Raw genomic sequence first — 25,322 nt, forward strand, 5'->3', positions numbered from 1 at the left:
CTACGCTCGGCGCATGGCTCTCAACACGTCCGCGGAAACGCCGCTGCCCGTCGGTGAGGTCTCCCGGCTGATCGGGGGATGGATCGACCGGCTCGGCGCCGTCTGGGTGGAGGGGCAGATCACTCAGCTGTCCCGGCGTCCCGGTGCCGGTGTGGTGTTTCTGACGTTGCGCGATCCGTCGTACGACATCTCGGTCAGCGTCACCTGTTTCCGGCAGGTGTTCGACGACGTCGCCGATGTGGTGAGCGAGGGGGCGCGGGTCGTCGTGCTCGCCAAGCCGGAGTGGTACGCGCCGCGGGGGCAGCTGTCGTTGCGGGCCGCCGAGATAAGGCCGGTCGGGGTCGGGGAACTGCTCGCGCGCCTTGAGCAGTTGAAGAAGTCACTCGCCGCCGAGGGGCTCTTCGCATCCGAGCGCAAGAAGGCGCTGCCCTTCCTTCCGCAGCTCGTCGGGCTGGTGTGCGGGCGGGCGTCGGCGGCCGAGCGGGACGTGCTGGAGAACGCCCGGCACCGCTGGCCCGCCGTCCGCTTCGAGGTGCGCAACGTCGCCGTGCAGGGCGTGCACGCGGTGCCGCAGGTGGTGCAGGCGGTCAAGGAGCTCGACGAGAACGACGACGTCGACGTGATCATCGTGGCCCGGGGCGGGGGCAGTGTGGAGGACCTGCTGCCCTTCTCCGACGAGCAGTTGGTGCGGACCGTCGCCGCCTGCCGTACGCCGGTCGTCTCCGCCATCGGGCACGAGCCGGACAACCCGCTCCTGGACCATGTCGCCGACGTGCGCGCCTCCACCCCGACCGACGCCGCCAAGAAGGTCGTACCGGACGTGGGCGAGGAGTACGAGCGCGTGCGGATGTTGCGGGACCGGGCGCGGCGGTGCGTCGAGGGGTTCATCCAGCGGGAGGAGCGCGGGCTCGCCCAGGCGCTCGCCCGGCCGTCGATAGAGGATCCGCACCGGATGATCGACGAGCGCGCCGATCACGTGGCCGCGCTCGTGGAGCGGTCGCGGCGCACTCTCGGGCATCTCCTCGACCGCGCCGACTCCGAACTCACGCACACGCACGCACGCGTGGTGGCCCTCTCCCCCGCCGCGACGCTGAAGCGGGGGTACGCGGTGCTGCAGAAGGCCGACGGGCATGTCGTACGGGACCCGGAGGAGGTCACCGCCGACGAGGTGCTGCGGGCGCGGGTGTCCGAGGGTGAGTTCAGTGTCCGAGTCGATGCTTAGGGTGGGCGCATGACCAGCAAGGTGGATGAGGCGCTCGGGTACGAGCAGGCGCGGGACGAGCTGATCGACGTCGTACGACGCCTCGAGGCGGGCGGTACGACGTTGGAGGAGTCCCTCGCGCTCTGGGAGCGGGGCGAGGAGCTGGCCAAGGTGTGCCGGCGGTGGCTGGACGGGGCGCGGGCGCGGCTGGACGCGGCCCTCGCCGAGGGGGAGACGGCGGAGGAAGAGGCCGGCTCCGAGTAACGGGCCTCGGTGATCTGTGAAGCGGGTCACCACGCTCCGGTTTTTGTTGAAGGTTCAACTGATGTCGCGTACAGTCATACGCGTCAGCCGATCCGGAACCCGGATCCGACGTACGTCCCCGAGAAGGTTCACGCATGTCTCTCGTCCTTGACCCCACCGCCCAGGACCTGCTGTTCCGCGAGGCCCGCACGGCGAACACGTTCACCGACGAGCCGGTGACCGACGAGCAGGTGCAGGCGATCTACGACCTGGTCAAGTTCGGCCCGACCGCCTTCAACCAGACCCCGCTGCGCATCACCCTGGTCCGCTCCCCCGAGGCCCGTGAGCGTCTGGTGCGGCACATGGCCGAGGGCAACCAGCCCAAGACGGCCACCGCCCCGCTGGTCGCGATCCTCTCCGCGGACAACGAGTTCCACGAGGAGCTGCCCACGCTGCTCCCGCACTTCCCGCAGGCCAAGGACCTCTTCTTCAGCGAGCGCCCGGCCCGTGAGAGCGCGGCCGCGCTGAACGCCGCCCTCCAGGCCGCCTACTTCATCATCGGCGTCCGCGCCGCCGGCCTCGCCGCCGGCCCGATGACCGGCGTCGACTTCGAGGGCGTCCGCAAGGAGTTCCTCGACGGCGACCACACCCCGCTGATGGTCGTCAACATCGGCAAGCCGGGCGAGGACGCCTCCTACCCGCGCTCCCCGCGCCTCGCCTACGACGAGGTCGTCACCACGGTCTGAGCGACCCGGACACAGGAGAAGGGCCCCCGGTTCCGGGGGCCCTTCTCCTGTGTCCGCTCTCCTGTGTCCGCGTGTTCCGGACGCCTCACGCCTCGGGGGCGCTCACTCCGACTTGAGGGCCTTCACCATCTGCGTCAGCTCGGCGTGCGACCCCGCGCCCGCCACCACGGTCGTCGCGCCGTCGGCCTGGTGGACGAGCGCGTCGTAGCGACCGCCGGTGTAGCGCGTCCAGGTCCGGCCGCCGATCTTCTCCGTGGTGTCCGTCTTCTCGCCGCCCTGGCTGGCCTCGTCGATGAACTCGGCGGCCGGCTCATGGGTCGACTGCTCGATCTGGACGTAGCCGTCGCCGGGGGTGTGGAAACCCAGGTGCCAGGCGTCGGAGTCCGCGCCGTCGTACCGCACGGAGGTGGCCTTCCAGGTGGCGGGCAGACCCGTCGGCGCCAGCACGGGGTAGGGCGCCGCGCGCCGGGCCGTGAGCAGCTCGACGCGGTAGTCGACCCGCTTGACCTCCTGCGGAGAGTCGTCGTGCGGGATGAAGAGGTAGACGACCCCCGCCATGAGACTGATCAGGCCCAGGGAGAGAACCATGTCCCGGACCGTCTTCTGCTTGCCGCTCGAACCTGCCACGGCTCTATCGTCGCAGGTGCCCTGGTCCGCTCATCCGTGGGGTCCCCTGCTCATTTTGTCTGCCTAACGATAGAGTCGACGGCATCACCCTCATCCGGCCGTCGTCGTATCAGAAAGGTGCGCTCCGATGACCGAGCATCATCATCTGCCCTCCGAGCTCGAAGTACCCTCCGAGGCCCCCGACCGCAACCTCGCCCTGGAACTCGTCCGGGTGACCGAAGCCGCCGCCATGGCCGCGGGCCGCTGGGTCGGTCGCGGCGACAAGAACGGCGCCGACGGTGTCGCGGTGCGCGCCATGCGGACCCTCGTCTCCACCGTGTCGATGAACGGCGTGGTCGTCATCGGCGAGGGCGAGAAGGACGAGGCCCCGATGCTCTTCAACGGGGAGCGCGTCGGCGACGGGACCGGGCCCGAGTGCGACATCGCCGTCGACCCGATCGACGGCACCACCCTGGCCGCCAAGGGCATGCCGAACGCGATCTCCGTGCTGGCGGCCGCGGACCGCGGGTCGATGTTCGACCCGTCCGCCGTGTTCTACATGGACAAGCTGGTCACCGGCCCCGATGCCGCGGACTTCGTCGACATCAACGCGCCCGTGTCCGTGAACATCCGGCGGGTCGCGAAGGCGAAGCGGTCCACCCCGGAGGACGTCACCGTCGTCATCCTCGACCGGCCCCGGCACGAGGGGATCATCAAGGAGATCCGGGAGGCGGGTGCGCGCATCAAGCTGATCTCCGACGGTGACGTGGCGGGCTCCATCTACGCGCTGCGCGAAGGCACCGGCGTCGACATGCTGCTGGGCATCGGCGGTACGCCGGAGGGGATCATCTCCGCCTGCGCCGTGAAGTGTCTCGGCGGCACCATCCAGGGCAAGCTGTGGCCCAAGGACGCGGAGGAGCGCCAGCGGGCGATCGACGCCGGGCACGATCTGGACCGGGTCCTGACCACCGACGACCTGGTGTCGGGCGAGAACGTGTTCTTCGTCGCGACCGGGATCACCGACGGTGAGTTGCTGCGGGGCGTGCGGTACCGGTCGGAGACCGCGACGACCGACTCGATCGTGATGCGGTCGAAGTCGGGGACGGTGCGGAAGATCGACTCCGAGCACCGCTTGAGCAAGCTGCGGGCTTACAGCGCGATTGACTTCGATCGCGCCAAATAGCTCTAGGGCTATGGAGCATTGGCGGCCGCGGATGCCGCGTGGCTTGTCGCGCAGTTCCCCGCGCCCCTGAGGTGGGTACAGCCACCCGGCAGTCAACGAACAACCGAAAGGGCGCCCCCGGTGCGGTGGGGGCGCCCTTTCGCTGCCCTGTGACCGGTCAGCCCGCCTGCGCTATGCGGGAGGTTCCGGCCGCCTTCTTCAGTTCCATGTCACGGCGCCTGCGGCGGGCCAGGACCACGCGGCGTTCCGCCGCGGTGAGGCCGCCCCAGACGCCGTAGGGCTCGGGTTGCAGGAGTGCGTGTTCGCGGCACTCGACCATGACCGGGCAGCGGGCGCAGACCCGCTTCGCGGCCTCCTCGCGGGAGAGCCGGGCGGCGGTGGGTTCCTTCGAGGGGGCGAAGAACAGGCCGGCCTCGTCGCGCCGGCACACCGCCTCGGTGTGCCAAGGCGCGTCTTGGTCCCTGTCTCGCACTGGCACCCGCTGAGCCGGAACGGCAGCTACCTGCAGGGACGAATGCGGCGGTTGCAGCACGGTCTACTCCTGACGACGGCTTCGCGAGCGAGCGACGATGCAGCAAGGCCTACCCGCTGTGCGCGTGCCTATGCACTGAGTTCCGAACCGCTGGATTCCGGGTGGTCCCGTGCTGGGGTGTGAGTGGAACCGATCGTTTCGCAGTCGGCCCGATTCACAACCGTCAACGATCCAGATGCTTGCGCAAACTCTTGTCGACCTTGTGCTGCACCCGATCGAGAATGTCCGCGACGAGCTTGCCCCGCCGGGGCCTCCCCTCGATGTTGCCGAGCACGGCCCACCCGTCGACGTAGACCACGGGTGCCTCGGGGTCGTCCGCATCCAGGGTGTGCACCTCGAAGTTGCCCAGGACCCCGCCGCCGGTGCCGCGCAGCGACACGTTCTCCGGGACCCGGACCTCGACGTTGCCGAAGACCGAGATCGCCTTGATAACGACCTGCTGGTACTCGAACAGGGCCTCGCTGAGGTCTATCTCGACGCTGCCGAAGATCGCGTACGCATGGATACGGCGGCCCGCGCGCCAGCGGCCCTTGCGGACGGCGCTGCTGAACACCGCCACCACGTTCTCGTCGGGCTCGATCGGGACGGCGCCGACCGTGGGGCGGTTGGGGGCGGCGACCGGTGTCGTGCGCCGCTGGTGGGCGGCGGGCAGGTCCTGGATGAAGGCGTCCAGCTCACCGACCGTCTTGGCGGCCAGCGCGCCCTCGACCCGCTCGGCGTGCTCGTCCGCGGTGAGCCGGCCCTCGGCCAGGGCCTCGCGCAGGATGTCGGCGATGCGGTCGCGGTCGGCGTCGGAGGCGCGCAGGTCGGTGGTGGCAGCGGGCGAAGTCTGCTTCTCAAGGTCCACGGCAGCAGCGTACCCAAACGCGATAGATCGCGACTAGGCCTGTGGACGACCAACTGAGCCTTACCTCACAAGCTTCGGGCCTCAGGCAGGTTCTACGCTGGTGAGGCTCGCCAACGGAGGCGGGTCGCCGTCTGCCGAGTGAGGAATGGGCTGAGATGCCTGAGTTCGCGTACACCGATCTGCTCCCCATGGGAGAGGACACCACCCCCTACCGGCTGGTGACCTCCGAGGGTGTCTCCACCTTCGAGGCCGACGGGCGCACGTTCCTCAAGGTCGAGCCGGAGGCGCTGCGCAAGCTCGCCGAAGAGGCCATCCACGACATCCAGCACTACCTGCGCCCCGCGCACCTGGCGCAGCTGCGGCGCATCATCGACGACCCCGAGGCGTCGGGCAACGACAAGTTCGTCGCCCTCGACCTGCTGAAGAACGCGAACATCGCGGCGGCGGGGGTCCTCCCGATGTGCCAGGACACCGGTACGGCGATCGTCATGGGCAAGCGCGGGCAGAACGTCCTGACCGAGGGCGGTGACGAGTCGGCGCTGTCGAAGGGCATCTACGACGCGTACCTGAACCTCAACCTGCGCTACTCGCAGATGGCCCCGCTGACCATGTGGGACGAGAAGAACACCGGCTCCAACCTCCCCGCGCAGATCGAGCTGTACGCCACCGACGGCGGCGCCTACAAGTTCCTCTTCATGGCCAAGGGCGGTGGCTCGGCCAACAAGTCCTTCCTCTACCAGGAGACGAAGGCCGTCCTGAACGAGGCCTCCATGATGAAGTTCCTGGAGGAGAAGATCCGTTCGCTCGGTACGGCCGCCTGCCCGCCGTACCACCTGGCGATCGTGGTCGGCGGTACGTCGGCCGAGTACGCGCTGAAGACCGCGAAGTACGCCTCCGCGCACTACCTCGACGAGATCCCCGCCGAGGGCTCGGAGCTGGGCCACGGCTTCCGGGACAAGGAGCTGGAGGAGAAGGTCTTCGAGCTGACGCAGAAGATCGGCATCGGCGCGCAGTTCGGTGGCAAGTACTTCTGCCACGACGTGCGCGTGGTGCGCCTTCCGCGGCACGGTGCGTCCTGCCCCGTCGCGATCGCCGTGTCCTGTTCCGCGGACCGGCAGGCCGTCGCGAAGATCACCGCCGAGGGTGTGTTCCTGGAGCAGCTGGAGACGGACCCGGCGCGGTTCCTGCCGGAGACGACCGACGAGCACCTCGACGAGGCCGGTGACGTCGTGCGTATCGACCTCAACCAGCCGATGGAGTCGATCCTCGCCGAGCTGACGAAGTACCCGGTGAAGACCCGGCTGTCGCTCTCCGGTCCCCTGGTCGTGGCCCGGGACATCGCGCACGCCAAGATCAAGGAGCGCCTCGACGCGGGCGAGGAGATGCCGCAGTACCTCAAGGACCACCCGGTGTACTACGCCGGTCCCGCGAAGACGCCCGAGGGTTACGCGTCCGGCTCCTTCGGGCCGACGACGGCCGGACGTATGGACTCCTACGTCGAGCAGTTCCAGGCGGCGGGCGGCTCCAAGGTGATGCTGGCGAAGGGCAACCGTTCCGCCCAGGTCACCAAGGCGTGCGACGCCTACGGCGGCTTCTACCTCGGCTCCATCGGCGGGCCGGCCGCCCGTCTCGCCCAGGACTGCATCAAGAAGGTCGAGGTCGTCGAATACGAGGAGCTCGGCATGGAGGCGGTCTGGAAGATCGAGGTCGAGGACTTCCCGGCGTTCATCGTGGTGGACGACAAGGGCAACGACTTCTTCCAGGACCCGGCGCCTGCCCCGACATTCACGTCGATCCCGGTCCGCGGGCCCGGGCTGGCGTAGCGCCCTCGGGGCGGCCGGACTGTTCTTCGCCCCCGCCGCCCCTACCCGTCCCATCCTCCAGGGGCTGCCGCCCCTTCGACCCCGCTCCCAGGGGGCTCCGCCCCCTGGACCCCATCGGCCCGAAGGGCCTCGTCCTCAAACGCCGGACGGGCTGAAGGACAGGGTGGGAGGGGGGACGGCAGGCACTCGTCCTCGGACGCCGGACGGGCTGAAGGACAGGGTGGGCGGGGGATCGGGACGGCAGACCCTCGCCCTCGGACGCCGGACGGGCTGAAAGATGCGGTGACGAGTCGTCGTTCGGCGCAGTTCCGGAACATCGTGGCGTCCCCGATCGCTGTACCCGGTATGAGCGACTACCGCATCGAGCACGACTCCATGGGCGAAGTACGCGTTCCGGCCGAGGCCAAGTGGCGGGCGCAGACGCAGCGGGCCGTGGAGAACTTTCCCATCTCCGGGCAGCGGATCGAGCGTGCCCACATCGAGGCGCTCGCACGGATCAAGGGTGCCGCCGCGAAGGTCAACGCCGAGCTGGGGGTGCTCGACAAGGACATCGCCGAGGCCGTGCGGGAGGCGGCCGGTGAGGTCGCCGAGGGGCGGTGGGACGAGCACTTCCCGATCGACGTGTTCCAGACCGGGTCCGGGACCTCGTCCAACATGAACACCAACGAGGTCATCGCCACGCTGGCCACCGAGCGGCTCGGCCGGCCCGTGCACCCCAACGATCACGTCAACGCCTCCCAGTCCTCCAACGACGTCTTCCCGTCCTCCATCCACATCGCCGCCACCGCCGCCGTCACCCGGGATCTCATCCCGGCACTGGAGCACCTCGCGGCCTCCCTGGAGGCCAAGTCCGAGGAGTTCGCCGACGTCGTGAAGTCCGGGCGAACCCATCTCATGGACGCCACCCCGGTCACCCTGGGGCAGGAATTCGGCGGGTACGCCGCCCAGATCCGCTACGGCGTCGAGCGGCTGCACGCCTCCCTCCCCCGCCTGGCCGAGCTCCCGCTGGGCGGTACCGCCGTCGGCACCGGCATCAACACCCCGCCCGGCTTCTCCGCCGCCGTCATCGAGGAGGTGGCCCGCGTCACCGGGCTGCCGCTGACCGAGGCGCGCGACCACTTCGAGGCGCAGGGGGCCCGGGACGGGATCGTGGAGACGAGCGGGCAGCTCAGGACCATCGCCGTCGGACTGACGAAGATCGCGAACGATCTGCGGTGGATGGCTTCCGGGCCGCGCACCGGGCTCGCCGAGATCTCCCTGCCCGATCTTCAGCCCGGATCCTCGATCATGCCCGGCAAGGTCAACCCGGTCATTCCCGAGGCCGTGCTCATGGTCGCGGCCCAGGTCATCGGCAACGACGCCACCGTCGCCACCGCCGGGGCCGCCGGCAACTTCGAGCTCAACGTCATGCTGCCGGTCATCGCCAAGAACGTCCTGGAGTCCGTCCGGCTGCTCGCCAACGTCTCCCGGCTCCTCGCCGACCGCACCGTCGACGGGATCGTCGCGCACCGCGAACGCGCCCGAGAGTACGCCGAGTCGTCACCCTCCGTGGTCACGCCGCTGAACAAGTACATCGGGTACGAGGAAGCCGCCAAGGTCGCCAAGAAGGCGCTCGCGGAGCGGAAGACCATTCGTCAAGTCGTCGTGGAAGGCGAGTACATCGAGCGTGGCGACCTGACGGTCGAACAGCTAGACGAAGCGCTGGATGTCCTGCGTATGACGCGTCCGTAACCATTGGCGCCCCGGACGCGAACCGTGACGCGCACCGCAGCGTCGTATGGCCATGGCACCTAATATCTGTTCATGGCAGACGGTGGAGCGGTGAGAGCGGCGGAAGCGGGTAGAACGACGTCCTTCTGGAAGCCCGGGAGTCAGATCCTGTGGCGGTACCGGGAGAACGGCGCCGCGCGTTTTCACATCGCACGCCCTGTGACCGTCGTCCGCGACGATCACGATCTGCTGGCCGTGTGGATGGCCCCCGGCACCGAGTGTGTGAAGCCCGTGCTCGCCGACGGCACCTCGGTGCACGCCGAGCCGCTGGAGACCCGGTACACCAAGCCTCGTACCGTGCAGCGCGGCCGCTGGTTCGGCACCGGTGTGCTGAAGCTGGCGCGGCCGGGTGAGCCGTGGTCGGTGTGGCTGTTCTGGGAGCCGGGCTGGCTGTTCAAGAACTGGTACGTGAACCTGGAGGATCCACTGGTCCGTTGGGACGGCGGGGTCGACTCCGAGGACCACTTCCTGGACATCTCCGTGCACCCGGACCGCAGTTGGCACTGGCGTGACGAGGACGAGTTCGCGCAGGCCCAGCGGGACGGGCTGATGGACTCGGCGCAGGCCGAACAGGTGCGTCGGGCCGGGCGCTCGGCGGTGGAGAAGATCCGCTCCTGGGGCACCCCGTACTCGGACGGGTGGCAGCACTGGCGCCCGGATCCGTCCTGGTCGGTACCGTTGCTGCCGGAAGACTGGGACCGCACGCCCGCGCACATGTCCTCATGAGACCCTTGATGCGCCCCCGGGCAACAAACGTAGGATCGTCCTCCGCAAGAGCGCGCGGCGGCAACTACCGGAGCGTGCATCGAGCTTGACCATTCGTCACCGAGGGGCGGCAGGACGTGAGCGAGGGGTACGAGGGCAACACCGGTACGGAGGCCAGACGCTCCGCCGGTGGCACAGGAACATCCTCTGACCACGCGGGAATTCCGTTCCTGGGGCACGTATACCGGGTATCGGCATTTCGGCGGGACGAACTGAGCGCGCGGCGCGCAGCCACCGACGGACGGATTCGACACGCGTGACGGAGCAGCCCACCTCCTTCGAGCGCCCCCAGCCGGGCGCCGACCCCGCGGACCCTCGCGGGGCGCTCCTGCGTGCCTCCACGCCCCCGCACAGCGCCTTACCGGCACAGGCCCGGGCGGGCGAGACGCCGCCCCCGGGGTCCGACATCGCGGCACCGGTGCCCGGCGGCGACCCCGAGCACTCGCAGCCCACCCTGGCCGCCGAGCCGGACACCCACCGTCCGCGACCGGCGCCCGAGGGCGTCCCCTCCCCGTCGGAAGCCTCGTCCGACGGCCCTGAGCGGCGCACCGGACAGAGTCAGGCGCTCGGCCGGCCCACGCCGATGCGGCGGGATGGCGACCGGCTGCGGTTCGTGGGTGCCGCGACCCGGCGGATCGCCCGCGGCATCGACCTCGACGAGATCGTGATGGGGCTGTGCCGCGCGACCGTGCCGACCTTCTCGGACGCGATCCTGGTCTATCTGCGCGACCCGCTGCCGGTCGGCGACGAGCGGCCCACCGGCCCGCTGGTGCTGCGGCTGCGCCGCACCGACCGCATACCGGAGGAACGGGACACCGAGGGCGGTTTCACCGTGCCCGCGCCCCAGCCGGAGCCGACCGAGCTGACCGAGCTGTCGGCCGTCACCGCCGAGCTGTGCGAGGTGCGCACCGGCGGCGCGCTCGCCGAGGTGCTGCGGGGCGTACGGCCCGTCTTCACGGACTCCGCGGCGGCCCGCGCCGCGCTGCCGGAACTTCTCGGCGAGGGCGGTGAGTTGATCGTCCCCGGCAGCCGGCGCGCCATCCTCGCCCCGCTGCGCGGCCGGCGCCGGGTCATCGGCGCCGCGCTGTTCCTGCGCCGCCCGGATCGCATCGCCTTCGAGCCGGACGACCTCCTGGTCGCCGCCCAGCTCGCCACCCACAGCGCGCTCGGCATCGACAAGGCCGTGCTGTACGGCCGTGAGGCGTACATCGCCGACGAACTCCAGCGCACCATGCTGCCGGAGACGCTCCCGCGGCCGACGGGGGTCCGGCTGGCCTCGCGCTATCTGCCGGCCGCCGAGACCGCCCGCGTGGGCGGCGACTGGTACGACGCGATCCCCCTGCCGGGCAGCCGCGTCGCGCTGGTCGTCGGTGACGTCATGGGGCACTCCATGACCTCGGCCGCGATCATGGGCCAGCTGCGGACGACGGCGCAGACACTCGCGGGTCTCGACCTGCCGCCGCAGGAGGTGCTGCACCATCTCGACGAACAGGCCCAGCGGCTCGGCACGGACCGCATGGCGACCTGCCTCTACGCCGTCTACGACCCGGTGTCGCATCGCATCACCATCGCCAACGCCGGCCATCCGCCGCCCGTCCTGCTCCACCTGGGCGGCCGGGCGGAGGTGCTGCGGGTGCCGCCGGGCGCCCCGATCGGTGTCGGCGGCGTCGACTTCGAAGCGGTGGAGCTGGACGCCCCGGCCGGGGCGACCCTGCTCCTGTACACGGACGGGCTGGTCGAATCGCGCCTGCGGGACGTGTGGAGCGGCATAGAGCAACTGCGCGAGAAGCTCGCCGCGACCGCGCAGTTGACCGGGCCGGATCATCCGCCGCCGCTGGAGGCGCTGTGCGACGAGGTGCTCGACATGCTCGGCCCTGGCGACCGGGACGACGACATCGCGCTGCTCGCCGCCCGCTTCGAGGGGATCGCGCCGAGCGATGTGGCGTACTGGTTCCTGGAGCCTGAGGACGCGGCACCGGGGCGTGCCCGGCGGCTGGCCCGACGTGCCTTGTCCCGCTGGGGGCTCGAGGACATGTCCGACTCGGTGGAGCTGCTCGTCAGCGAGGTCGTGACCAACGCCGTGCGGTACGCCTCGCGGCCGGTGACCTTGCGGTTGCTGCGGACCGATGTGCTGCGCTGCGAAGTCGGCGACGACGTGCCTCAGCTGCCGCGGCTGCGGCAGGCCCGGGCCACCGACGAGGGCGGGCGGGGTCTGTACCTCGTCAACAAGCTGGCGCGCCGGTGGGGAGCGACCCGGCTGAGCACCGGCAAGGTCGTCTGGTTCGAGTTGAACCGAAGCTGAGAGGACGAAGGGCGCCCGGCGGATGCCGGGCGCCCTTCGTGTTGCGCTACAGATCGTCCCCCGGGTCCACCGGATCCTCCGGGATGCCGTCCGTCGGTGGCTTCGTCGTCGGCGTCTGCGTGGGCGTCTGCGTCGGAGTCTGGGTCGGCGTCTGCGTCGGAGTCTGGGTCGGCGTCTGCGTGGGCGTCTGCGTCGGAGTCTGGGTCGGGGTCTGCGTGGGCTTCTGGGTCGGGGTCTGCGTGGGCGTCGGCGTCGGCGTCCACGTCGGCTCGACCGCCGCGCCCTGGTCGGTGTCCAGGTCGAACTCGGCGGACGTGGACGTCACACCGAACATGTACGCCGCCCAGATCTGCGCCGGGAAGCCACCGCCGTTGACGCGGTCCTCGCCGCCTGCGCCGTACATCTTCGCCTGGGCGTTGGTCTTGTAGTCCTCGCCGAACAGACCCACCGAGGTGACCAGGTCCGGGGTGTAACCGGTGAACCAGGCCGACTTGTTGTCGTCGGACGTACCGGTCTTGCCCGCGACGTCCTGGCCGTCGCGCTCGCTGTTGTCGCGGACGGCCCGCTGGGCCGTACCGTCGTCGACCACGCCGGTCAGGATCGAGGTCACCGTGTCGGCGGTCTCACGGCTGATGACCTGCTCGCCGACCGGGTCGGGCATCTCGACCTCGCTGCCGTTGCGCTCGGCCGACTTGATGATGGTCGGGGTGACCTTCTTGCCGTGGTTGTCGAGGGTGGCGTAGACCCCGGCCATCTGGATCGGGCTCGCGCCCATCGTGCCCAGGGTGTAGGCGGGCAGCGCCTTCAGGCCGTCGGTGCCCATGCCGAGGTCGGCGGCGGTCTCGAGGACCTTGTCCATGCCGACGTCGACGCCCATCTGCGCGAAGACGGAGTTGATGGACTTGTTCATCGCCGTCTGGACGGTGACGTCGCCGTAGTCCCGGTCGTCCTCGTTCTCCGGGGCGAAGGCGATGTCGCTGCCCTTGACGGGACGCTTGCTGGTGCCGTCGTAGACCGTGCTCGCGGTGATCTTCTTGTCGTCCTGGGTCACCGCGCCGTTCTCCAGGGCGGCGGCCAGGATGACCGGCTTGAACGTCGACGCGGGCTGGTAGTCGGTGCGGTTGGCGTTGCTGAAGAAGTGCGTGGTGTAGTCCTCGCCGCCGTACAGGGCGACGATCTTCCCGGTCTTCGGGTCGACGGAGGCGGCGCCGGCCTGGATGTTCTTGTCGACCTTGCGCTTGTCCGGGTCCAGCTTGTCGGTCAGCTGGGCCTTGACGGCCTTCTCCAGCTGCGCCTGCTTCTTCCTGTCGATGTTCAGGGTGATGGTCCAGCCACCCCGGTCGTACTGGGCCTCCGCCTCGTCCTGGGTGAGGCCGTCCTTGCTCATCAGCTGCTTGACGAGCTGCTGCTTGGCGAGCTTGACGAAGTAGCCCTTCTGCCCCTTGAGCCCGGACTCGGCCTTGGGCTCCTTCGGGGTCGGGAACTCCATCTCCGCGCGCTTCGAGGCGTCCAGCCAGCCTTCCTCGACCATGTTGTCCAGGACGTAGTTCCAGCGCTGCTTGACCAGCTTCTTGCTGAAGTCCGAGGCGGTGGCCCAGTCGTACTGGCTCGGCGCCTGGAGCAGCGCGGCGAGATAGGCGCCCTGCTCGACGCTCAGGTCCTCGGCGTCGACGCGGTAGTAGGCCTGCGCGGCGGCCTGGATGCCGTAGGCGGTACGGCCGTAGTAGCTGGTGTTGATGTAGCCCGCGAGGATCTCGTCCTTGGACTTCTGGCGGTCCACCTTGAGCGAGATCACCAGCTCCCTGAGCTTGCGGGTGACCGTCTGGTCCTGGGTGAGGTAGTAGTTCTTGACGTACTGCTGGGTGATCGTCGAACCACCCTGCTTGCCCTTGCCGGACAGCGTGTTGAGCAGACCGCGGGCGGTGCCCTTCAGGTCGACGCCGGAGTCCTGGTAGAAGGACTTGTTCTCGGCCGCGACAAAGGTGAGCTGGACCTCCTTGGAGATCTTGGCGAGGTCGACGGTCTCGCGGTTCACCTTGCCGTCCCGGACCAGGACGTCGCCGTTGCTGTACCTGATGGTGTTGCTCTGGAGCTCGGCCTGCGCGTTCCCCTCGGGGACCTGCACCATCATGTACAGGACGATGAAGGCGCCGATGCCGAGCAGGCAGAAGCCGAGGAACGTGCCGAGGATCTTCTTCCAGGTGAAGATCCGGCGTATGAGGCTCTTGTCGCCGCTGCCGGAAGCCCGGGTCGAAGCGCCGGTCGAAGCGCTGGCCGCCCTCGACGAACGGCCCTTGGGCGCGGCGCGGTGACCGCCGCGCTGTCGCGCTCGTCTTTCTTCCGCTCGTCCCATGGGTCCGTTCTGCTCCGATTCGCTCGTGTGTGCGCATGCGTCACACAGGTTCGCCGCTCAGGTCAGCTCAGAAAGCTAACACCGGGAGATGCGACAAAGGGCGCCCGATCCGGTCTTTTGCGGACGTGACAATCAGCACCCGTTCCTTACGGAACTGACGAGCGAGGGGTGTGAAGGGTTGCCTTCGGCCGTAAAAGTGTTATCACTTAGTGAGCACATAGCTAGCCGTACGCGAACTTCGAGAACCGGGGGACCAACCATGACCACCCACGACGACACCACCGTCGACGTACCCGACATGCCCGCCCCACGCGTGCGGGAGTTCACCGCCCACAGCATCGGCGGCGGACTGGCGCTGCTCCTCGGGCTGCTAGGGCTGTTCGCGGGCGCCGGAATGATTGCGGGCGCTACGGCGGTCTCGGCGACCGGCGGGAAGGCCGCGCTGATCGTCGGCGGGATCCTGGTCGGTCTCGCCGCGTTTCTCGCCATGTGCGGGCTGAACACGGTGGCGCCGGGCGAGGCGCGGGTCGTGCAGCTCTTCGGGCGCTACCGGGGGACGATCCGGCAGGACGGGCTGCGCTGGGTGAACCCCTTCACCTCGCGCACCAAGATCTCGACGCGGGTGCGCAACCACGAGACGGCCGTCCTGAAGGTCAACGACGCCTACGGCAACCCGATCGAGCTCGCCGCGGTCGTGGTGTGGCGGATCGAGGACACCGCGCAGGCCACCTTCGAGGTGGACGACTACATCGAGTTCGTCTCCACCCAGACCGAGGCGGCCGTCCGGCACATCGCCATCGAGTACCCCTACGACGCCCACGAGGAGAGCGGCCTCTCCCTGCGCGGCAACGCCGAGGAGATCACCGAGAAGCTCGCCCTCGAACTGCACGCGCGCGTGGAGGCGGCCGGCGTCGAGATCATCGAGTCCCGCTTCACCCACCTCGCCTACGCTCCCGAGATCGCCTCGGCGATGCTCCAGCGACAGCAGGCCGGGGCGATCGTCGCGGCGCGGCGGCAGATCGTGGACGGGGCGGTCGGGATGGTCGAGGCGGCGCTCGCCCGGATCAGCGAGCAGGGCATCGTGGAGCTGGACGACGAACGCAAGGCGGCGATGGTGTCGAATCTGATGGTGGTGTTGTGCGGGGACCGCGCGGCGCAGCCCGTCCTGAACACGGGGACCCTCTACCAGTGACGGAGGAGTCCGCGCCCAAGCGGCGGCCGCAGCAGCGCAAGCAGGTGCTGCTGCGGCTGGACCCGTCGGTGTACGAGGCACTGGCCCGGTGGGCCGGGGACGAGCTGCGGTCGGCGAACGCGCAGATCGAGTTCCTGTTGCGCAAGGCCCTGGCGGACGCCGGGCGACTGCCGGGCGAGGCCGGGCCCATCCCGCGTCGGGGGCGGCCACCGGCGGATCCGGAGGCCTGAGATCCGTGTAGCAGAACCGTGACAATCGGCCCTCACCTGCGGTTCGGCACCCGTCCACGCCATCTACACACTCGACGTATACATGCCGTGTATACGCCGCGTGTACAGTCCTCCGCATGTCCATCGGTCACACCCTTTTGGGACTCCTGGAGTCCGGACCCCGCCACGGCTACGACCTGAAGCGGGCCTTCGACGAAAAGTTCGGTCACGACCGGCCCCTGCACTACGGCCAGGTCTATTCGACGATGTCCCGCCTGCTGAAGAACGGGCTCGTCGAGGTCGACGGCATAGAGGCCGGCGGCGGGCCCGAGCGCAAGCGGTACGCGATCACCGAGGCCGGCATCACCGACGTACAGCAATGGCTGGCCACGCCGGAGAAGCCCGAACCGTATCTGCAGTCGACGCTGTACACGAAGGTCGTCCTGGCGCTGCTGACACACCGCGACGCCGCCGACATCCTCGACACGCAGCGCTCGGAGCATCTGCGCATGATGCGGATCCTCACCGACCGGAAGCGGAAGGGGGACCTCGCCGATCAGCTCATCTGCGACCACGCCCTGTTCCATCTCGAAGCAGATCTGCGCTGGCTGGAACTGACCGCCGCGCGTCTCGACAAGCTCGCACAGGTGGTGGCCGAATGACTCCCGCTGGTTCCCTGCTCGTGGCCGACGACCTGCGCAAGGCGTACGGCCCGACCCTGGCGCTCGACGGCGCCGAGTTCTCCATCCACCCGGGCGAGGTCGTCGCCGTGATGGGCCCCTCCGGGTCCGGCAAGTCCACGCTGCTGCACTGTCTCGCCGGGATCGTGACGCCCGACTCGGGCTCGATCATGTACGGCGGGCGCGAGATGGCGACGATGAACGACGCCCAGCGCAGCGAGCTGCGGCGCTCCCAGTTCGGGTTCGTCTTCCAGTTCGGCCAGCTCGTCCCCGAGCTGACCTGTGTGGAGAACGTCGCCCTGCCGCTGCGGCTCAACGGCACCTCCCGCAAGGAGGCCGAGCGGACCGCCCTGACGTGGATGGAACGGCTGGAGGTCGACGACCTGAGGAAGAAGCGGCCGGGTGAGGTCTCCGGCGGGCAGGGCCAACGTGTCGCCGTGGCACGGTCGTTGGTGACCAGCCCGCGCGTCCTGTTCGCCGACGAGCCCACCGGCGCGCTCGACTCGCTCAACGGCGAGCGCGTGATGGAACTGCTCACCGACGCCGCGCGGTCCACCAACGCGGCCGTCGTCCTGGTCACGCACGAGGCGCGGGTGGCGGCCTACTCCGACCGCGAGATCGTCGTACGGGACGGGAAGTCCCGGGACATGGAGCGAGTCGTATGAGGCAGTGGACGCGGGACCTGGGGATGGGGGTCAGATTCGCGTTCGCGGGGGGACGCGAAGGCTGGATCCGGGTGCTGCTGACGGCGGTCGGGGTGGGGCTCGGGGTGGCGCTGCTGCTGCTGACCACCGCGATCCCGAGCGCGATGTCGGCACGGGAGGACCGGGAGGCCGCGCGGACCGACATGTCGTTCAGCGGGACCCGGATCAAGAAGGCCGACGACACCCTGGTCGTCGGATACATCACCACGACCTATCACGACAAGAGCGTGCGGGGCCGGGAGTTGGAGCCGGAGGGGCCCAAGTCGCCGCTGCCGCCGGGGGTCTCCGCCTTCCCCGCGGCGGGCGAGATGGTGGTCTCCCCCGCGCTGAAGAAGCTCCTGGAGTCCGGCGACGGGAAGGTGCTGCGGGAGCGGCTGCCGGACCGGATCGTCGGGACCATCGGGGAGAGCGGTCTGATCGGCTCGGCCGAACTCGCCTTCTACCGCGGCGCCGAGGGACTCGCACCCAAGATCAACGGCGGCATGGTGGACCGCATCGAGCGGTTCGGGGCCCCGCAGCAGTCCAAGGATCCGCTGGATCCCGTACTGCTCCTGCTGATCCTCGTCGTCTTCGCGGTACTGCTGACGCCCGTCGCCGTCTTCATCGCGGCGGCCGTGCGGTTCGGCGGCGAGCGACGCGACCGGCGGCTCGCGGCCCTGAGGCTGGTGGGCTCCGACGCGCGGATGACCCGGCGGGTCGCGGCGGGCGAGGCGATGGCCGGAGCCATGGTGGGCCTGGTCCTGGGCGCCGGCTTCTTCATGATCGGGCGTCAGATCGCGGGCTCCGTGGAGCTCTTCGACTACAGCTTCTTCCCGAGCTATCTCAACCCCTCGCCCCTGCTGGCCCTGCTGGTCGCCGTCGCGGTGCCCGCGGCCGCCGTGCTGGTCACCCAGCTGGCGCTGCGCGGTGTCGTCATCGAGCCGCTGGGCGTGGTGCGTACGACGAAGCCCTCGCGGCGCCGGCTGTGGTGGCGGCTGCTGCTGCCGCTCGGCGGGCTCGCGATGCTGTACCCGATGATCGGCCAGGGACGCGACGGCGGGAACTTCAACCAGTACCTCACCATCGGTGGCGTCATGCTGCTGCTGGTCGGCGTGACCGCGCTGCTGCCCTGGGCTGTCGAAGCGGTCGTCTCCCGGCTCGGAGCGGGCCCGGTGGCCTGGCAACTTGCGGTCCGCAGACTCCAGTTGAGCAGCGGCACAGCGGCCCGCATGGTGAACGGCATCGCGGTGGCGGTGGCCGGCGCGATCGCCCTGCAGATGCTGTTCGCCGGAGTCGACGGCCAGTACACGGACCGCAAGGACGAGAACGTGACCGGCGCGCAGGTGGCCGTACAGCTGTCCACGGGGAGTCCGGTCGCCGAGGCCAAGGAGAAGCTCGCGGCGACCCGGGGCGTCAAGCACGTCTACCACCTGTCCGACGGATACCTCGGAAGCAGCCGCGTCGACCCCCAGAACTTCGCCCCCGTGTCCGTCGGCACCTGTGCGGCCCTGCGCGAGGTCGCGAAGCTCCCTTCCTGCCGTGACGGCGACGTGTTCGTCCTGAGGGCCGGCGACTACGCGTACGACACGGGCAAGATGGTCAAGGGCGGCAACAAGCTCTGGTTCGACGACTCCGACGACAGCGCGACGACGAAGTCGGTCGCCTGGACCGTTCCGAAGGACTTCAAGGTCGTCCAGGGCACCGAGGACTCGGCCCGCGTCGGGCGCGCCGGCGTGCTGCTGACACCGGCGGCGCTGCCCTCGGGAGCCGGCCCGATGCTCACCCCCGAGGTGTATCTGGGGCTCGACAACGCGGTGCCGGACGCCATCGAGTACGTCCGCAACACGACGGCGGCCATCGACCCGTACCAGGAGCCCATCCAGTTCACGTCCTCCGTGCGCGACGAGAACTACGCCTCCATCCGCGGTGGCCTGTTCGTCGGCGCCACCTGCGTCCTGATGCTGATCGGCGCGAGTCTGCTGGTCTCCCAGCTGGAGCAGCTCCGTGAACGCAAGAAGCTGCTGTCCGCCCTGATCGCCTTCGGCACCAAGCGCTCCACGCTGAGCCTGTCGGTGCTGTGGCAGACGGCGATCCCGGTCGGCCTCGGACTGGTGCTGGCCTCGACGGTGGGGCTGACGCTCGGCGTGGTCCTGCTGAAGATGACGGACACCCCGGTGTCCGTGGACTGGGCGAGCGTGCTGTCGATGACGGGCGCGGGCGCCGCGGTCGTCCTGGTGGTGACGCTGCTCAGCCTGCCGCCGCTGCTGCGGCTGATGCGCCCGGACGGGCTGCGCACGGAGTAGCCGGTACGACGACGAGGGCCCCTCCGGTTCGGAGGGGCCCTTTCCGTGTGTTCAGAGGCTGTACTCCCGTACCACCCGCCGCACCTGGGCGAAGAGCATGCCCACGTTCACCGACTTCCGGCAGACCACCACGGCCACCACGTCCTGCTGCTCGTTCAGCCGGATGAACAGGTGGGTGAGGTTCTCGCTGTTGACCAGGATCTCCTGGAAGAAGTGGCTGTCACCGCCCACGCCGCGGCGTTCCTTGAAGACGTCCTCGATCATCACGACCGTGCGGCCCTGGAACAGGTCGAGCGTCGCACCCGCCAGCAGGTCCAGGACCTCCGGCGGATGGTTCTCGACGGTCTCGTACGAAAGGAGCATGCCGGTGGACATGTCGACCACGCCCGAGGCGACACAGTCGGGGGCATCGGTACGCAGTGACTTGACCAGGCCCATCACCTGATCGGAGAAACCAGGGGTCATACGCTTCGTCGCCATCCCTTCAGACTCCTTCAGCTGCCTTGTGCGTGAGGATCGAGCCGATCCGGTCGAGAGCCGGCTGGGTCGCCCGGTGCAGTCGGTCCACGTCCATGCCCTCGTCGCCGAGGACGACCATCAGGGCGGTGTCGCCGACCGCGTAGAACGCCGCACAGCCGTGACTGCCGTAGGTCACGGTCTGGCGCAGGGTGCCCCGGGCGGTCGCCTGGGCGGTGCGGCGGGCGAGCCCCAGGCCGGCCGCGGCGAGGGCGGCGAGGCCCTCCGGATCGATGGAGTCGGCGGTGTCCGCCGCGATGAGCAGTCCGTCGGCGGCGGCGACCGCCGTGTCGGTGATGCCGGTCACCTGTTCGCGCAGTCCACGCATTTCCAGTGCCAGTGCTTCGTGATCCATGTATTCAACTCCCCTATTTCTGTTCGGATCTGTTCGGCTTCTTCATTCAAGGGCTCTCTCTGGGGCCTATTCGGGGGCTCATTGGGGGGCTCCGTTTCGCAGCCGGAAGAATCCGCCGGGTTTACGGCGGGGCAGGGTGCCGGGGACGAGCGGCGGGGCCGTGGGAGGCGACGGATCGCGCTGCCGCACCCCCTGGCCGTCGGGGACGGGGCGCACCGGGATCGGGGTGGGTGCCGCGGCCAGCTCCAGGAGTCCCTCGCCGAGCATCCGGGCCATCTCGACGGTGACGGTGTAGACGCCGCGTCCGGTGCGGAAGGCCAGGTCACGGGCGGTGCTGCGGCCGTCGGCGTGGGTGAGCAGCTCGCGTTGCAGCGCGCTGAGGGGGCCGGCGTCCCTGCCCGGGACCGGATGCGGGCGCTCCCGCTCCGGGTGCACGGGGTGGGGAAGCGCGGACAGGGCGGCGAGCCTGCGGGTGCCCTCCTGGAGCAGCCGGTTCGACATCTCGCCGACGGCGATCGTGGCGAACGGCTCGGTCTCGGCGACCCGTTCACAGCCGTGCACCCGGCCGGCGAGGACGGCGAAGACGGCGTCGTGCAGCGCCATCACACACATGACCTTGAGCTGGGCGGCCCCGGCGTAGCCGCGCGCGATCAGCCGGGCCGCCGGCCAGCGCGCGCCGCCCGACTCCCGCACCAGCGCGGCCCATTCCTCCCCGCTGACCCGGCCCGAGCGCAGCAGCAGCGCCTCCGGGCCGGGGGCGCCGGGGCTGTGCGCGCCCACGACGAGCCCGCGGCGCAGATGGAGGGTGCCGCCGGGCGCACCGGCCACTCTCAGTTCCCCGGTGAACTCCTCGCGCCCGCACAGCGTCAGGGCGTGTGCCAGCAGGTCGTGACCGGCCTGGTCGAGGTCGAGGGGGTCGCGGAGGCCCGACATCACTCCCCCTGGCCTTTCGCACATACGCCTGGCGCGTAGCGCTGAGGGGGGTATGTGTATCAGCCGCGAGGCATATTTCGGCCGGGTTATTCCGAGCTGCTCCCAGCTGACGGAAAATGAAGCCTAGAGCCGTTCAATTCGCTTTGTTCGGCGCTCATTTGAACGATTCTCATCCCAGATCGGCGGGGCCGTCCTTGGGGGCGGGGTCGTCCTTGGGGGTCACGGGGGCGACTTCCACCGCCGTGGCGCCCCTCGGTCGGGGGGACTGCTTCAGGGTCTGTTCCAGGGAGTACGACCGCAGATAGCCGACCACCGTGTTCGTGACCGCGACCAACGGCACCGCGACCACCGCACCGCCGATCCCGGCGATCATGCCGCCCGCGGCGACGGACAGGACCACGGCCAGCGGGTGGACCCGGACCGCGCGGCCCAGGATGAACGGCTGCAGGATGTGCCCCTCGATCTGCTGCACCGCCAGCACGACGGCGAGGGACATGACCGCCGTGAAGACGCCCTGTGTCACCAGCGCGACGACCACCGCCAGCGCACCCGAGACGACCGCGCCCACCAGCGGGATGAACGCGAACAGGAAGATGAAGACCGCCAGCGGAACGGCCATCGGGACACCCAGGAAGTAGATGCCGAGGCCGATGAAGATGGCGTCGATCAGAGCCACTATCACCGTGCCGCGCACATAGGCCGTCAGCGTGCGCCACGCGCGCGGGCCCGCACCCGCGACGCCTGGCCGCGCCGCCGCCGGCACCAGCTTCAGCGTCCACTCCCAGATACGCTTTCCGTCGTAGAGCAGGAAGAGCGTCGAGAAGGCGGCGAGCAGGATGCCCGTCAGCGCCTCGACGACGACCGTCACCCCTTCCAGACCGGCCGACGTGATCTGGTCCGTGTTGGCGCCGACCGCCTCCCGCAGGTTCTCGGCGATGTCGTTGATCTGCTTGTCCGTGACATGGAACGGGCTGTTGAGCAGCCAGTTGCGCAACTCGTCGATGCCGTCCTGGACCTGGTCGGAGACGTTGTCGATGTTCTCCATGACCTGCCAGGTCACGAACCACCCGATCAGGCCCATCACGACGAAGCCGAGGATCGCGGTGAGCGCGGTCGCGAGGCCGCGCGGGACGCCGTAGCGCCGCAGCCACGCCACCGTCGGCTGGAGCAGCGCGGTGATCAGCAGCGCGGCCACGAAGGCGAGGACGACGAGTTGTACGGCGCTGATGACCCGCATGAGGACCCAGACCGTGCCCGCCAGGACGAGCAGTCGCCAGCCGGCCTCGGCGGCGACGCGCATGCCCCACGGGACCGCCTGCGCGGGATCGGGACGGGAGACCGGGGCGGGGGGTGCTTCGTCGAGGGGCGGCGGGGGCTCGTCGGGGGGCGAGACCTCCTCCTCGCGCTCCGCCTCCGCGCGGCGCTCGTCCAAGCGGTCACCCATCTCGGTCAGTCCGTGGCCGAGCCGACCGAGCCACCCAGGCACTCGCGACATGATCCGTGTCCGTCCCTTTCCCCCGTCTTTGCCCACCACTCCCCCCTGGAGCCCGTGAGTCGTCCGTCAGACCGTACAACAGGGCGAAAGCCCCCCACCGTAGGACGGTGAGGGGCTGCGCGGGGTTGAGCGTCGGCCGGGGCCGGGCGGCTCTAGTACCAGTTGTTGGCCTGCCAGAAGGACCAGGCCTCGCACGGGCTGCCGTAGCGGCTGTCCATGTAGTTGAGGCCCCACTTGATCTGGGTGGCCGGGTTGGTCCGCCAGTCGTCGCCGACGGAGGACATCTTGGAGCCGGGCAGTGCCTGGAAGAGACCGTAGGCGCCGGAGGAGGCGTTGACCGCCGTGTAGTTCCAGCTGGACTCGTGGTCCACGATGTTGCTGAAGCACGTCCACTGACCGCTCGGCACCATCTGCCGCGCCATCGCCTGGATCTGCGCGGTGGAGTACGAGCTCTGGACGGGGAAGCTGGAGGAGTCCCGGGAGGCGGCGGCGGCCTTGACCTCGGCCCGCTCCTTGGCTTCCTTCGCCGCCTTCTCGGCGGCTTCCTTCTTCTCTACAGCGGACTTGGCAGCAGCCTTGCGAGCCGATGCCTCGGCGTCCTTCTTGGCGCTCGCGTCGGCGGCGATGGCCTGGACATTGGCCTGCTGCGTCAGGGACGCGGTCTGCACCTGGGCCTGCTGGCCCGCGGGTATGTCCGCGAGGAGCGTCGAATCGGCTACTGCCGCCTCGGCGTCGTTCGTCTGCGCGGTGCTGCCCGAGGCAACGCCGACGACGCTTCCGACAGCGGTGACCGCGGTGGCAGAGGCCACTGCGAATCCCCGGACCGAAATCGGACTCACACGGTTTCCTTCCAGCATCGCCCGCTTCGGTGACCCTGGCGGACGCAATCTTGCCCCTGGCGCTGCCCTCCCAACTGCTGGGTCACGGGAGGTTCGGGCCCGGTGGGCAACTCCCGTGAGGGAGGCGCCGCATGGTGCTCGGGCGGCATACGACGTCGGCTATGGAGTTGAAGCTGGTGGTGCTGTGGTGCCGTACCGCTGGGGGTACAGGTGTGTCGTATGCGGGGCCTGACAGGAATGAGACTCTGCCGCAACCGGACGCCGGGTGGCAATTCTGAGTTGCGTGTGAAAGCTCACACCTCGTTTGCCCCTAGGGATTTCAGGAAAGCCGCACACACCGAGGCGCCGCCCGGCTAGGCTCACTGCCTTTCCGGACGGCGCCAACTACTGCGTAACCCTTGTGAAGTTGTACGACAGGGTCAGATCTGCCCGTCCTCCAGCATTTCGGTCACAAGGGCGGCGATCTGGGACCTCTCGGACCGCGTCAGCGTGACGTGGGCGAAGAGCGGATGCCCCTTCAGCTTCTCCACGACGGCGACGACACCGTCGTAGCGACCCACCCTCAGGTTGTCCCGCTGGGCCACGTCATGGGTGAGCACCACCCGTGAATTGGCACCGATTCGGGACAGAACGGTGAGAAGCACATTCCGTTCCAGCGACTGCGCCTCGTCCACGATCACGAACGCGTCGTGCAGCGAGCGTCCGCGGATGTGGGTGAGGGGCAGGACCTCGAGCATCCCGCGTGCGGTGACCTCCTCGATGACCTCACGGCTGGCGACCGCGGACAGCGTGTCGAAGACCGCCTGCGCCCAGGGGCTCATCTTCTCGGACTCGGAGCCCGGCAGATAACCCAGTTCCTGCCCGCCCACCGCGTACAGCGGCCGGAAGACCATGACCTTCTGGTGCTGGCGGCGCTCCAGGACCGCCTCCAGACCCGCGCACAGCGCGAGTGCCGACTTGCCGGTGCCGGCGCGGCCGCCCATCGACACGATCCCGATGTCCGGGTCGAGCAGGATGTCCAGCGCGATGCGCTGCTCCGCGCTCCGCCCCTTGATCCCGAACGCCTCCCGGTCACCGCGCACCAGGCGGATGTTGCCCTCGGGACTGACCCGCCCCAGCGCCTTGCCGCGCTCGGACTGGATCGTCAGACCCGTGTGCACGGGCAGGTCGGCGGCCTCGGGGACGTACACATGGCCTTCCTCGAAGAGGATGTCCACCTGTTCGCCCGGCAGGGTCAGTTCGGACATTCCGGTCCAGCCGGAGGAGCCCGTGATGGCGAGTTCGGCGCGGTACTCCTCGGCGAGGAGCCCGACCGAGGACGCCTTGATCCTGAGCGGGAGGTCCTTCGAGACGACGGTGACGTCGAATCCCTCGGCCTGCAGATTGCGGGCGACCGCGAGGATGCGGGAGTCGTTGTCCCCCAGGCGGTAGCCGCTGGGCAGCACGCTGGGGTCCGAGTGATTGAGCTCGACACGGACGGTTCCGCCCAGGTCCCCGACCGGGATGGGGGCGTCGAGGCGGCCGTGCCGCACCCGGAAATCGTCGAGCAGGCGAAGTGCCTGCCGAGCGAAGTAGCCGAGTTCGGGATGGTGCCTCTTGGCCTCCAGTTCCGTGACCACGACAATCGGGAGCACGACTTCATGCTCGTCGAAGCGGGTCATGGCGCTCGGGTCGGCCAGCAGAACGCTGGTGTCGAGAACATAGGTGCGCCGGTCTGGCATACGGCGCTTTGTGCTGGTCACCACG

23 protein-coding genes are annotated in these 25,322 nt (G+C 69.4%); 13 read left to right on the forward strand and 10 right to left on the reverse strand.

From position 1 onward, the window contains the following. The first annotated feature begins 13 nt into the window (after nucleotides 1-13). The 3 genes from xseA to ACIOHP_RS00720 all read left to right on the forward strand — a co-directional run bounded on the left by xseA (nucleotide 14) and on the right by ACIOHP_RS00720 (nucleotide 2,190). Nucleotides 14-1,222 carry an exodeoxyribonuclease VII large subunit gene (gene xseA, locus ACIOHP_RS00710; RefSeq protein ID WP_401882012.1) on the forward strand — a complete coding sequence of 403 codons (1,209 nt, stop codon included), beginning with the start codon at nucleotides 14-16 and terminating at the stop codon, nucleotides 1,220-1,222. Between the two features lie 9 nt (nucleotides 1,223-1,231). Then, nucleotides 1,232-1,465: an exodeoxyribonuclease VII small subunit gene (locus tag ACIOHP_RS00715; protein ID WP_307026367.1), complete on the forward strand. Its 234-nt coding sequence runs from the start codon at nucleotides 1,232-1,234 to the stop codon at nucleotides 1,463-1,465. A gap of 134 nt (nucleotides 1,466-1,599) precedes the next feature. Then, nucleotides 1,600-2,190 (forward strand): malonic semialdehyde reductase, encoded by a 591-nt coding sequence (locus ACIOHP_RS00720; RefSeq protein ID WP_361480088.1) that lies wholly within the window; start codon nucleotides 1,600-1,602, stop codon nucleotides 2,188-2,190. Between the two features lie 102 nt (nucleotides 2,191-2,292). On the opposite strand, the gene ACIOHP_RS00725 is transcribed toward ACIOHP_RS00720, so the two are convergent. Next, nucleotides 2,293-2,817 carry a DUF4245 domain-containing protein gene (locus tag ACIOHP_RS00725; protein ID WP_401882016.1) on the reverse strand — a complete coding sequence of 175 codons (525 nt, stop codon included), beginning with the start codon at nucleotides 2,815-2,817 and terminating at the stop codon, nucleotides 2,293-2,295. Between the two features lie 127 nt (nucleotides 2,818-2,944). Between ACIOHP_RS00725 and glpX the strand changes: the two genes are divergently transcribed. Next, a complete protein-coding gene (glpX, locus tag ACIOHP_RS00730) occupies nucleotides 2,945-3,979 on the forward strand; it encodes a class II fructose-bisphosphatase (protein WP_401882019.1) in 1,035 nt (344 codons plus the stop codon). A gap of 157 nt (nucleotides 3,980-4,136) precedes the next feature. Here glpX and ACIOHP_RS00735 read toward each other — a convergent pair whose 3' ends face one another. Both ACIOHP_RS00735 and ACIOHP_RS00740 read right to left on the reverse strand, forming a co-directional pair. Beyond that, nucleotides 4,137-4,511, reverse strand: a complete 375-nt coding sequence (locus ACIOHP_RS00735; protein ID WP_307026377.1) for a WhiB family transcriptional regulator — start codon at nucleotides 4,509-4,511, stop codon at nucleotides 4,137-4,139. A 163-nt stretch (nucleotides 4,512-4,674) separates the two neighbouring features. Next, nucleotides 4,675-5,358 carry a DUF1707 domain-containing protein gene (locus ACIOHP_RS00740; RefSeq protein ID WP_401882022.1) on the reverse strand — a complete coding sequence of 228 codons (684 nt, stop codon included), beginning with the start codon at nucleotides 5,356-5,358 and terminating at the stop codon, nucleotides 4,675-4,677. Nucleotides 5,359-5,513: 155 nt separating this feature from the next. On the opposite strand from ACIOHP_RS00740, the gene ACIOHP_RS00745 reads away from it, so the two are divergent. From ACIOHP_RS00745 to ACIOHP_RS00760, 4 genes are all read left to right on the forward strand, one after another. Continuing rightward, nucleotides 5,514-7,181 (forward strand): fumarate hydratase, encoded by a 1,668-nt coding sequence (locus tag ACIOHP_RS00745; protein ID WP_266822505.1) that lies wholly within the window; start codon nucleotides 5,514-5,516, stop codon nucleotides 7,179-7,181. Nucleotides 7,182-7,526: 345 nt separating this feature from the next. Next, nucleotides 7,527-8,912 carry a class II fumarate hydratase gene (locus ACIOHP_RS00750; protein ID WP_361548739.1) on the forward strand — a complete coding sequence of 462 codons (1,386 nt, stop codon included), beginning with the start codon at nucleotides 7,527-7,529 and terminating at the stop codon, nucleotides 8,910-8,912. A 72-nt stretch (nucleotides 8,913-8,984) separates the two neighbouring features. Beyond that, on the forward strand, nucleotides 8,985-9,677 hold the full coding sequence (locus tag ACIOHP_RS00755; RefSeq protein ID WP_361548737.1) for a DUF402 domain-containing protein: 693 nt from the start codon (nucleotides 8,985-8,987) through the stop codon (nucleotides 9,675-9,677). Between the two features lie 295 nt (nucleotides 9,678-9,972). Continuing rightward, a complete protein-coding gene (locus ACIOHP_RS00760) occupies nucleotides 9,973-12,018 on the forward strand; it encodes a SpoIIE family protein phosphatase (RefSeq protein WP_401882026.1) in 2,046 nt (681 codons plus the stop codon). 46 nt (nucleotides 12,019-12,064) lie between these two features. Here ACIOHP_RS00760 and ACIOHP_RS00765 read toward each other — a convergent pair whose 3' ends face one another. After that, entirely contained in the window at nucleotides 12,065-14,371 is a 2,307-nt protein-coding gene (locus ACIOHP_RS00765) for a transglycosylase domain-containing protein (protein ID WP_401882029.1), read from the reverse strand. Between the two features lie 259 nt (nucleotides 14,372-14,630). Here ACIOHP_RS00765 and ACIOHP_RS00770 point away from each other — a divergent pair, with 259 nt between their 5' ends. The 5 genes from ACIOHP_RS00770 to ACIOHP_RS00790 all read left to right on the forward strand — a co-directional run bounded on the left by ACIOHP_RS00770 (nucleotide 14,631) and on the right by ACIOHP_RS00790 (nucleotide 19,438). Beyond that, nucleotides 14,631-15,563 (forward strand): SPFH domain-containing protein, encoded by a 933-nt coding sequence (locus ACIOHP_RS00770; RefSeq protein ID WP_046262357.1) that lies wholly within the window; start codon nucleotides 14,631-14,633, stop codon nucleotides 15,561-15,563. After that, nucleotides 15,560-15,793, forward strand: coding sequence for a hypothetical protein (locus tag ACIOHP_RS00775; protein WP_384158985.1), 234 nt, complete (start codon nucleotides 15,560-15,562; stop codon nucleotides 15,791-15,793). Before ACIOHP_RS00770 ends, ACIOHP_RS00775 begins: the two co-directional genes overlap by 4 nt. A gap of 116 nt (nucleotides 15,794-15,909) precedes the next feature. Then, nucleotides 15,910-16,434, forward strand: coding sequence for a PadR family transcriptional regulator (locus ACIOHP_RS00780; protein ID WP_361548730.1), 525 nt, complete (start codon nucleotides 15,910-15,912; stop codon nucleotides 16,432-16,434). After that, nucleotides 16,431-17,117 (forward strand): ABC transporter ATP-binding protein, encoded by a 687-nt coding sequence (locus tag ACIOHP_RS00785; protein WP_361480118.1) that lies wholly within the window; start codon nucleotides 16,431-16,433, stop codon nucleotides 17,115-17,117. Before ACIOHP_RS00780 ends, ACIOHP_RS00785 begins: the two co-directional genes overlap by 4 nt. Next, on the forward strand, nucleotides 17,114-19,438 hold the full coding sequence (locus ACIOHP_RS00790) for an ABC transporter permease (protein ID WP_401882034.1): 2,325 nt from the start codon (nucleotides 17,114-17,116) through the stop codon (nucleotides 19,436-19,438). Before ACIOHP_RS00785 ends, ACIOHP_RS00790 begins: the two co-directional genes overlap by 4 nt. A 51-nt stretch (nucleotides 19,439-19,489) precedes the next feature. On the opposite strand, the gene ACIOHP_RS00795 is transcribed toward ACIOHP_RS00790, so the two are convergent. From ACIOHP_RS00795 to ACIOHP_RS00820, 6 genes are all read right to left on the reverse strand, one after another. Beyond that, complete coding sequence (locus tag ACIOHP_RS00795; protein ID WP_401882037.1) at nucleotides 19,490-19,918, reverse strand: hypothetical protein; 429 nt, start codon at nucleotides 19,916-19,918, stop codon at nucleotides 19,490-19,492. A gap of 4 nt (nucleotides 19,919-19,922) precedes the next feature. Next, the gene (locus ACIOHP_RS00800) at nucleotides 19,923-20,309 is read right to left on the reverse strand and encodes a roadblock/LC7 domain-containing protein (RefSeq protein WP_046262351.1); all 387 of its coding nucleotides are present in this window, start codon (nucleotides 20,307-20,309) and stop codon (nucleotides 19,923-19,925) included. Nucleotides 20,310-20,387: 78 nt separating this feature from the next. Then, nucleotides 20,388-21,242, reverse strand: coding sequence for a MarR family transcriptional regulator (locus ACIOHP_RS00805; RefSeq protein ID WP_401882040.1), 855 nt, complete (start codon nucleotides 21,240-21,242; stop codon nucleotides 20,388-20,390). A 169-nt stretch (nucleotides 21,243-21,411) separates the two neighbouring features. Then, nucleotides 21,412-22,737 carry an AI-2E family transporter gene (locus ACIOHP_RS00810; RefSeq protein WP_401882043.1) on the reverse strand — a complete coding sequence of 442 codons (1,326 nt, stop codon included), beginning with the start codon at nucleotides 22,735-22,737 and terminating at the stop codon, nucleotides 21,412-21,414. A gap of 152 nt (nucleotides 22,738-22,889) precedes the next feature. Next, nucleotides 22,890-23,594, reverse strand: a complete 705-nt coding sequence (locus ACIOHP_RS00815) for a transglycosylase SLT domain-containing protein (protein ID WP_361548721.1) — start codon at nucleotides 23,592-23,594, stop codon at nucleotides 22,890-22,892. 401 nt (nucleotides 23,595-23,995) lie between these two features. Beyond that, nucleotides 23,996-25,321 (reverse strand): PhoH family protein, encoded by a 1,326-nt coding sequence (locus ACIOHP_RS00820; protein WP_351680323.1) that lies wholly within the window; start codon nucleotides 25,319-25,321, stop codon nucleotides 23,996-23,998. Nucleotide 25,322: the final 1 nt, after the last annotated feature.

It is taken from the genome of Streptomyces sp. NPDC087859 (genome assembly GCF_044742595.1).
Taxonomy (GTDB): domain Bacteria; phylum Actinomycetota; class Actinomycetes; order Streptomycetales; family Streptomycetaceae; genus Streptomyces; species Streptomyces canus_F.

Bases quoted from the DNA above. Each gene is read 5' to 3' on its own strand.
- xseA (WP_401882012.1), top strand. From the start codon at position 14: ATGGCTCTCAACACGTCCGCGGAAACGCCGCTGCCCGTCGGTGAGGTC.
- ACIOHP_RS00715 (WP_307026367.1), top strand. From the start codon at position 1,232: ATGACCAGCAAGGTGGATGAGGCGCTCGGGTACGAGCAGGCGCGGGAC.
- ACIOHP_RS00720 (WP_361480088.1), top strand. From the start codon at position 1,600: ATGTCTCTCGTCCTTGACCCCACCGCCCAGGACCTGCTGTTCCGCGAG.
- glpX (WP_401882019.1), top strand. From the start codon at position 2,945: ATGACCGAGCATCATCATCTGCCCTCCGAGCTCGAAGTACCCTCCGAG.
- ACIOHP_RS00745 (WP_266822505.1), top strand. From the start codon at position 5,514: ATGCCTGAGTTCGCGTACACCGATCTGCTCCCCATGGGAGAGGACACC.
- ACIOHP_RS00750 (WP_361548739.1), top strand. From the start codon at position 7,527: ATGAGCGACTACCGCATCGAGCACGACTCCATGGGCGAAGTACGCGTT.
- ACIOHP_RS00755 (WP_361548737.1), top strand. From the start codon at position 8,985: ATGGCAGACGGTGGAGCGGTGAGAGCGGCGGAAGCGGGTAGAACGACG.
- ACIOHP_RS00765 (WP_401882029.1), bottom strand. From the start codon at position 14,371: ATGGGACGAGCGGAAGAAAGACGAGCGCGACAGCGCGGCGGTCACCGC.
- ACIOHP_RS00770 (WP_046262357.1), top strand. From the start codon at position 14,631: ATGACCACCCACGACGACACCACCGTCGACGTACCCGACATGCCCGCC.
- ACIOHP_RS00780 (WP_361548730.1), top strand. From the start codon at position 15,910: ATGTCCATCGGTCACACCCTTTTGGGACTCCTGGAGTCCGGACCCCGC.
- ACIOHP_RS00785 (WP_361480118.1), top strand. From the start codon at position 16,431: ATGACTCCCGCTGGTTCCCTGCTCGTGGCCGACGACCTGCGCAAGGCG.
- ACIOHP_RS00790 (WP_401882034.1), top strand. From the start codon at position 17,114: ATGAGGCAGTGGACGCGGGACCTGGGGATGGGGGTCAGATTCGCGTTC.
- ACIOHP_RS00795 (WP_401882037.1), bottom strand. From the start codon at position 19,918: ATGGCGACGAAGCGTATGACCCCTGGTTTCTCCGATCAGGTGATGGGC.
- ACIOHP_RS00800 (WP_046262351.1), bottom strand. From the start codon at position 20,309: ATGGATCACGAAGCACTGGCACTGGAAATGCGTGGACTGCGCGAACAG.
- ACIOHP_RS00805 (WP_401882040.1), bottom strand. From the start codon at position 21,242: ATGTCGGGCCTCCGCGACCCCCTCGACCTCGACCAGGCCGGTCACGAC.
- ACIOHP_RS00810 (WP_401882043.1), bottom strand. From the start codon at position 22,737: ATGTCGCGAGTGCCTGGGTGGCTCGGTCGGCTCGGCCACGGACTGACC.
- ACIOHP_RS00815 (WP_361548721.1), bottom strand. From the start codon at position 23,594: ATGCTGGAAGGAAACCGTGTGAGTCCGATTTCGGTCCGGGGATTCGCA.